Annotated in this window: 7 protein-coding genes; 4 read left to right on the top strand and 3 right to left on the bottom strand. The window is 64.7% G+C overall.

What is annotated here, in order from left to right:
• Positions 1–141: 141 nt before the first annotated feature.
• Positions 142–1,761, bottom strand: a complete 1,620-nt coding sequence (locus ACODTW_RS23590; RefSeq protein ID WP_488948578.1) for a family 43 glycosylhydrolase — start codon at positions 1,759–1,761, stop codon at positions 142–144.
• Positions 1,762–1,918: 157 nt separating this feature from the next.
• On the opposite strand from ACODTW_RS23590, the gene ACODTW_RS23595 reads away from it, so the two are divergent.
• A complete protein-coding gene (locus ACODTW_RS23595) occupies positions 1,919–2,659 on the top strand; it encodes a FadR/GntR family transcriptional regulator (RefSeq protein ID WP_488948579.1) in 741 nt (246 codons plus the stop codon).
• Between the two features lie 2 nt (positions 2,660–2,661).
• Here ACODTW_RS23595 and ACODTW_RS23600 read toward each other — a convergent pair whose 3' ends face one another.
• On the bottom strand, positions 2,662–3,273 hold the full coding sequence (locus ACODTW_RS23600; RefSeq protein ID WP_488948580.1) for a winged helix-turn-helix domain-containing protein: 612 nt from the start codon (positions 3,271–3,273) through the stop codon (positions 2,662–2,664).
• 158 nt (positions 3,274–3,431) lie between these two features.
• Here ACODTW_RS23600 and ACODTW_RS23605 point away from each other — a divergent pair, with 158 nt between their 5' ends.
• The 3 genes from ACODTW_RS23605 (at position 3,432) to ACODTW_RS23615 (ending at position 5,259) form a co-directional block, all read left to right on the top strand.
• A complete protein-coding gene (locus tag ACODTW_RS23605; protein WP_488948581.1) occupies positions 3,432–4,634 on the top strand; it encodes a S41 family peptidase in 1,203 nt (400 codons plus the stop codon).
• A 110-nt stretch (positions 4,635–4,744) separates the two neighbouring features.
• Positions 4,745–4,996 (top strand): type II toxin-antitoxin system Phd/YefM family antitoxin, encoded by a 252-nt coding sequence (locus ACODTW_RS23610; protein ID WP_488948582.1) that lies wholly within the window; start codon positions 4,745–4,747, stop codon positions 4,994–4,996.
• Positions 4,993–5,259, top strand: coding sequence for a Txe/YoeB family addiction module toxin (locus tag ACODTW_RS23615; RefSeq protein WP_488948583.1), 267 nt, complete (start codon positions 4,993–4,995; stop codon positions 5,257–5,259). Before ACODTW_RS23610 ends, ACODTW_RS23615 begins: the two co-directional genes overlap by 4 nt.
• A 49-nt stretch (positions 5,260–5,308) precedes the next feature.
• Here the strand turns inward: ACODTW_RS23615 and ACODTW_RS23620 are convergent, their stop codons facing one another.
• Positions 5,309–7,111, bottom strand: coding sequence for an IlvD/Edd family dehydratase (locus ACODTW_RS23620; RefSeq protein WP_488948584.1), 1,803 nt, complete (start codon positions 7,109–7,111; stop codon positions 5,309–5,311).
• Between the last annotated feature and the right edge of the window lie 156 nt (positions 7,112–7,267).

Here is a 7,267-nt window from a genome sequence, read left to right on the forward strand (position 1 = left end):
CCGCTGGGAAAGCCTATGAGCGCTAATTTAACCCTGTGCAATAACCTGCCTCCCCCGCTTTCGCGGGGGAGGCAGGGAAGGTGGGACCGCTTACTTGGCGCCTATGGGCGGAAGCCGGCGTGACGGGAAGGAGCCCCCCCCTCACAGCGCCCTGAAGCTGAAATTGCTGAACCGCGCCGTGCCGGCCCCGGCCGAATAGAGCCCCGGCCGCAGCATCAGGAACCCGCCGCGCACATTATGGTGATAACCCGATACCTCCATGCCGCGGTCAAACCGGGTCCAGCTTTTGCCGCCATCGCCGCTGGTATCATAGGTGACGATATGGCGGTCATTGGTGACGCGCAGGCGCATCCGCCGCCCATGGGGGTTGGCGGGGCGGCCGCGTTCCATGCCGTACTGGTGGGTGACGAAGCGCTTCTCATCAAAGCCCAGGCCGCAATAAAGCTGTTGGTCATAGAACAGGACCAGCCCGGCCACCCCGCCCTCCGCAATCTCGATATCGCATTCAAAACGGTAGGATGTGTCGCCCGCAACCAGCAGCAGGGGCGAACTGTCCTTGGGCGCGGTACCGGCGGCGGCCAGGTGCAGCACCCCGCCTTCCACCCTGGCCCGGCCCGCCTCTTCCGGTGCCGGCTTGAAGAAGTTCCATTTGGTACCCAGCGCCAGGGTCCTGAACCCGTCCGACAGTTCCATGCCATGCGGGCCCGGCTTGCCGCCCTTGGGTGCCGGCAGGGGCTGGGACAGGTCGCCGCCCTTCATCTTGAACCAGCCATCATCCGTCCATTCCACCGGGTCCAGCAGGGTCTGCCGTCCCAGTGTCCAGAACCCGTTCTCAAACCCGTGATAGACCGACCACCAGTCGCCCGCCGGCCCCTGCACCAGCGTGGCATGGCCGCGCGACCACCAGTAATCATCATTGTCGGTGGTGCGGACGATGGGATTGTGCGGGCAATCCTCCCACGGGCCATGGATGGATTTTGACCGGGCGGCGATGACCATATGCCCGGTCGGCGGCCCGGCCGTGCCGCCCACGGCCGTGATCAGATAGAAATAATCCCCGCGCCTGGTGATCTTCGGCCCTTCCGGCGAAAACCCTTCCACGATCCAGTCGGACGGGTAGCGCCAGGGCGTGTAGACCTTTTCCACTTCTCCCACCGTTGACAGGCCATCATCGGACAGGCGGATCCGGTCGCCACCCGACAGGAACAGCCAGCGCGACCCGTCCTCCCCCACCGCATGGCCGGGATCGATATGGCCCGGCAGGCCCAGATACTTGGGCTCGCTCCACGGTCCCTCGATCTTGTCGGCCCAGATGACATAGGTGCCGTTGGGCTTGCCCTTGATGGGGATATAAAGGAAATAGCGGCCCTGATGCTTGGTCAGTTCCGGCGCCCAGACCGACCCCAGATTAATGGTCAGCGCCGCTGTGACGGGCACCCAGTTCAGCATGTCGCGGGAATGCCAGATGACCAGCCCCGGATAGCTGTCGAAGGTGGAAAAGGTCATGTAATAATCCGCCCCGTCCTTCAGGATGGTCGGGTCGGGATGGTCGCCCGCGAATAACGGGTTCAGATAGCGCCCGTCGCCCAGATCGGGCTTGCGCTGATTATCCAGCCCGCGCGCCCAGTGCGGCCCGCCCTTCTTTCCGGGGGCGCAGGCAGGGGCCGGTGCCGATGGTGCAGCCGTCACCGGCCCGGCGGCCAGGCCGGCCCCGGCGGACAGGGCCAGGCCCAGGGCGTTTCGGCGGGATAGATCGGTCATGGGCGACTTCCTCCAACATGGCTATTTTCCTTTATTGATACCGGTGTCAATATCCGGTGGCAACCCCGACATGACAAGGGCACGCTTCCCGATGAAGGATGCGGTGAAGGGCGGAACCGTATAATATGTCTGGGTTATGCCCAGCAGAGAGAAGAACGTGAAAAAGCGCGCGTCCAAGGACACCAACCGCACGCCCGTGCTGGCCTCCACGGCCTTGAAGCGCATCCACGGTTCGGTCGCCCGTGAACTGGGCGTGGCCATCGTCACCGGGGTCTATAGGCCCGGTGATACCTTGTCGGCGGAAATCGAATTTGCCGAGAAACTGAACGTGTCGCGCACGGCCTATCGCGAGGCGGTGCGCATCCTGGCGGCCAAGGGGCTGGTGGAAAGCCGGCCCAAGGCGGGCACGCGCATCAATGAACGCAGCCGCTGGAACCTGCTGGACCCCGACGTCCTGGCCTGGATGTTCGAGGGGGAGCCCAGCCTGGCCTTTGTCCGCGACCTGTTTGAGTTGCGCATGATGGTGGAACCGGCCGCCGCCGAACTGGCTGCCGTGCGGCGCACGGGCGCCGATCTGGCCAAGATGGGCCACGCGCTGGAGGAAATGGCCCGCCACGGCCTGTCGACGGAGGAAGGGCGGGAGGCCGACCAGCAGTTCCACCATGCTGTCCTTGCCGCCACCCGCAACAGCACAATGGTCACCCTGTCCAGCACCATCGCCGCCGCGGTCTCCTGGACCACCATCTTCAAACAGCGCAAACGCGGCCTGCCCCGCGACCCGGTGGAAGATCACCGCGCGCTGTATGAAGCCATCGGCAACAGCGACCCCGCCGCCGCTCGCGCCGCCATGATCGAACTGATCCGCCTGGCCCAGCAGGATACGGAAGTGGCGATGTGACCTCAGGCGGGTTGCCGCGGCTGTCTTGCCGGCCGCCGCTTGGGGCGCGGATCGATCGGTGCCAGTACAAAGGCAAGGCTGGCCAGATGGTCCCGGCCTTCCGCCCTCGGCTGGCTGGTCAGCACGCTCAATCGTTCCAGCAGCGCATTCACCTCTGCCAGATCACCAGGGCTCAGCCAGCCCTTGTTGCGCGACGCCCATAATTCCCGCCCCGGGCCACTGACTACCATGCCCGCACGGTCCAGTCCCGCTTCGAAATCGCGGCCGGCGATCGCCAGCAGCCCCCGTGCGAAAACCCGCAGTTCCGCCGCATTGCCGCCCGGCCCCAGGTCATAGGCAAGACGCAGGGGTGTCGTTCCCCCGCCGGGCAGCCGGAACCGCCGTTCCTCGCCCTCGGTCGCCGCCACCTCCTGCACCAGTCCACCATCGACCAGCGCGCGCAGGTGGTAGTAGAGCCCGTCCGCCGGCCGGCCAAGCTGTTCTGCCAGCGTGGCTACCTCTGCCTCTCCCCCCAGCGCCGCCAGCGTATCCACCAGCTCCTGCCGGACCGGCGAACTGAGCAGGCTGATCTGTGCCGGATCGGCAACCAGGTGTGCTGGGCCCCCGCTATCCATTGTCATGGACTCCTGTTGAAAAATAATGCATCTTTTTCAACAGATCATATCCGGGCTGGTCCCGGTCTTCAACGATCAAGAAGGGAAATCCGGCAGTGACGTGGCTTCTCAGGGGGCTGTTGGCGCTTGCGCCCCTTATCCTGTTCAGCATCCCGGCCATGGCAGATCCGGCCGGACCCGTGCGGTTTTCCCCTGACGCTCTGCGGGCGGATCTGCGCTTTGCCATCGACACGATTGTGCAGCAGCATCCTGACCTGTCCCATTCGGTCCCGCGTGAGCGGCTTGAGGAAGCGGCGGCGGAATTGCGCCGGCAGCTTGATCGCCCGATGGATCAGGCGGAGGCCTGGGCGGCCCTGGCGCAGTTGAACCCCGTCCTGGCCGATGGGCACCTTTTCATCGGTCTGCCGGATTGGCGTGGACAGACCAGGAAGGACATCGACGCCGGCATCGGCTTCTTTCCGTTTGAAATTGACCTGGACCCGGCAGGCTACCCCGTCATCATGGCCGCCCTTGGCGGATCGGCAACAAAGCTGGCCGGACGCCGGGTCATGAAGATCAACGGCCGCGACGCCCGCCTTGTCGCCAAGACGCTTCTGGCGCGGACGCATGGTGACAGCCCGATCTTTCGGGCGGCCCTGCTGTCACAGCGCTGGTGGCTGTTTCACGCCAGGCTTTATGGGACGCCCACAGCCTATGAACTGGTGCTGCAGGACAGCAAGGTGCCGCTGCACATGCCCGCCGCGCACACCCTTCCAGCCATCCTTCAGCAGGAAGCCAGCTTCGAGCGGTCGTTCACCTGCGCGGTCAATGCCGACGGATCGGCACGGCTGACGGTCGCGTCCTTTGTCTGGGACGACAAGGACCGCTTTCTGCAATTCACCCACGACTGCTTTGCCCGGATCAAGGCTGCCGCGATCGATCGACTGGTCATTGATGTCAGCGCCAATGGCGGCGGCAATGATGACATGTGGAAGGAGGGCATCCTTCGTTACATTGCCGACCGGCCCTATAAGCAGGGCTCGACCTATCGCAAGCGTGAGAGGACGGGCGGCGTGTCGGCCGGCGCCATCGAAAGCGCCACCTTGCCTGTGATGGACGAGCCATTGCACTTTTCCGGCAAACTGTCGGTCCAGATCGGACCGCTGACCTATTCCTCGGCCGTGCTGTTCAGCAACGTCGTGCGGGATTACGGCTTTGGCAGCCTGACGGGAACCGGCGGCGCGGCACGGACCCGGCAATCCGGCGGGGTGCAGGGTGTGACGCTGCCCAACACGGGCCTGCCCCTGTCCTATCCCCGTTTCGTGCTGGACCCGCCCGCGGGACCGGACGTTGGACCCTTGCTGGTGCCCGCGCCGCCATGATCGACCTGATCAACCTGGTCCAGCAGGATACGGAAGTGACGATGTGAGGGGAGAGGCGTTTCGAATTGTACAAATCATGGTACAATAGGCTCTGAAAACGGGAGCCAACCATGGATGTCGTGAATTACAGCACCGCCCGACAGAATCTGGCGGGCCTGATGGACAAGGTGACCCAGGACCGCGCGCCCATCATCGTGACGCGGCAGGGCGCGGAAGACGTCGTCCTGATGTCACTCAGCGAGTTTGAAGGCTGGCAGGAGACGGTGCATCTGCTGTCCTCGCCCGCCAACGCCGAACATCTGCGCCGGTCGATCGAACAGTTGGACGCGGGCCGGACCGTGGAATGGACGGGAGCTGAATGAAGGTCGTGTTTTCCGCTGACGCCTGGGTGGACTATCTGGGCTGGCAGGAACAGGACCCGGAAATCGCGGCTCGCATCAATGCCCTGCTGCAGAATGTCAGGCGCACCCCCTTTGCCGGGATTGGCAAGCCGGAACCGTTGAAAGGTACGCTCAACGGCTTCTGGTCTCGCCGGATCACGCAGGAACACCGCCTGGTCTATCGCGTTTGCGGCACGGACGCCGACCAGCGGGTCGAAATCGCGTCCTGCCGCAAACATTACTAGTGTCTGTCTGGATTCCCCCCTGAGGGCCTGTCCCTGCGACAACAGCCCCTCAATGATTATCCCGCGGCAGGCCCTTGGTCTGGGCGATGCGCTGGAACTGCTCCGATCCTTCCAGGATGGCGCCTGTGTTCATCTGGCCGACCAGGGAACGCTGGATCGACTGCCACGGGGTCTGGGAGGCCGGATAGGCATAGCCGCCGGCCGCCGCCAGTTCCGCCCGGCGCTGCGCCAGTTCCGCATCGGAGATCAGCACATCGGCCGTCTGCCGGCGCAGGTCGATGCGGACGCGGTCGCCCGTGCGCAGCAGGGCCAGCCCACCGCCCACCGCCGCTTCCGGCGACGCGTTCAGGATCGACGGCGAGCCCGAGGTGCCCGACTGCCGCCCGTCGCCCAGACAGGGCAGGGCCGAAATGCCTTCGCGGATCAGATAGGCGGGTGGGCGCATATTCACCACTTCGGCCGCCCCCGGATAGCCCACGGGGCCCGCGCCGCGCATGAATAGCAGGGTTTCCGACGTGATGCCCAAGGCCGGATCGTCGATGCGGGCATGGTAATCCTCCGGCCCGTCAAAGACGACGGCCGGGCCTTCAAAGGCTTCCGGATCGTCGGGGTTGGACAGGTACCGGTCGCGGAATTCCGGAGAGATGACGCTGGTCTTCATGATGGCGGCATCGAACAGGTTGCCACTCAGCACGATGAAGCCGGCCTTTTCCTTCAAGGGCTGGTCGAAGGGACGGATCACCTTCTCATCCTCAATGGCGACGCCGCGGCAATTCTCCCCGATGGTCTTGCCATTGACGGTCAGCGCATCCTCGCGGATCAGACCCTGGCCCATCAACTGGTTGACGACGGCGGGCACGCCGCCGGCGCGGTAATAATCCTCGCCCAGATACTCCCCGGCCGGCTGCAGATTGACCAGCAGCGGCACGTCATGACCATAGGTCTGCCAGTCCTTCAATTCCAGTTCCACGCCCATATGCCGGGCGATGGCGGCCAGATGGATGGGGGCGTTGGTCGACCCGCCGATGGCGGAATTGACGGCGATGGCGTTCAGGAAGGCGTCGCGGGTCATGATGTCGGACGGTTTCACATCCTCCATCACCAGTTCCACGGCCCGCTTGCCCGTCAGATAGGCCACTTCCTGCCGGTCGCGGTAAGGCGCGGGGATGGCGGCCGACCCCGGCAACTGCATGCCCAAAGCCTCGGCCAGACTGTTCATGGTCGTGGCCGTGCCCATGGTGTTGCAATAACCCGTGGACGGCGCGGAGGAGGCCACCAGCTTGATGAAGCCGGCATTGTCGATCTCGCCTGCCGCCAGCATCTGGCGGGCCTTCCAGACGATGGTGCCCGAGCCTGTGCGTTCCCCCTTGTGCCAGCCGTTCAGCATGGGGCCGACCGACAAGGCGATGGCGGGGATATTGACGGTGGCGGCGGCCATCAGGCAGGCAGGCGTGGTCTTGTCACAGCCGATGGTCAGCACCACGCCATCCAGCGGATAGCCGTACAGCACCTCCACCAGCGCCAGATAGGCCAGATTGCGGTCCAGTCCGGCCGTGGGCCGCTTGCCCGTTTCCTGGATGGGATGGACGGGGAATTCAAGGGCGATGCCGCCGGCCTCCCGGATACCCTCCCGCACGCGTTCGGCCAGCACCAGATGGTGGCGGTTGCAGGGCGACAGGTCGGACCCGGTCTGCGCGATCCCGATGATCGGCTTGCCCGACTGCAACTCCGCCAGCGACAGGCCGAAATTCAGATAGCGCTCCAGATACAGCGCCGTCATGTCGATATTGGCCGGATTGTCGAACCAGGCGCGCGAGCGCAGCTTCTTCGGTTCCGACGGGGAAGCACTCATGACCTTTGGTCCTTTTCAGGGTTCGTCTGGGGGTGGTGACGCACGATGGTTCTTCATCGCCACAAGGGGTTAATTGGACCTCGACGCATTCCCTCTCTCCCCCGTCATCCCGGCGAAAGCCGGGACCCAGCGTGAGGCGCGGTTAGCGCCGATATG

Source organism: Niveispirillum sp. FG148, assembly GCF_057809655.1.

Coding starts and splice junctions, on each gene's coding strand:
- ACODTW_RS23610 (WP_488948582.1), top strand. CDS start 4,745: ATGGATGTCGTGAATTACAGCACCGCCCGACAGAATCTGGCGGGCCTG.
- ACODTW_RS23590 (WP_488948578.1), bottom strand. CDS start 1,761: ATGACCGATCTATCCCGCCGAAACGCCCTGGGCCTGGCCCTGTCCGCC.
- ACODTW_RS23600 (WP_488948580.1), bottom strand. CDS start 3,273: ATGGATAGCGGGGGCCCAGCACACCTGGTTGCCGATCCGGCACAGATC.
- ACODTW_RS23620 (WP_488948584.1), bottom strand. CDS start 7,111: ATGAGTGCTTCCCCGTCGGAACCGAAGAAGCTGCGCTCGCGCGCCTGG.
- ACODTW_RS23615 (WP_488948583.1), top strand. CDS start 4,993: ATGAAGGTCGTGTTTTCCGCTGACGCCTGGGTGGACTATCTGGGCTGG.
- ACODTW_RS23605 (WP_488948581.1), top strand. CDS start 3,432: ATGGCAGATCCGGCCGGACCCGTGCGGTTTTCCCCTGACGCTCTGCGG.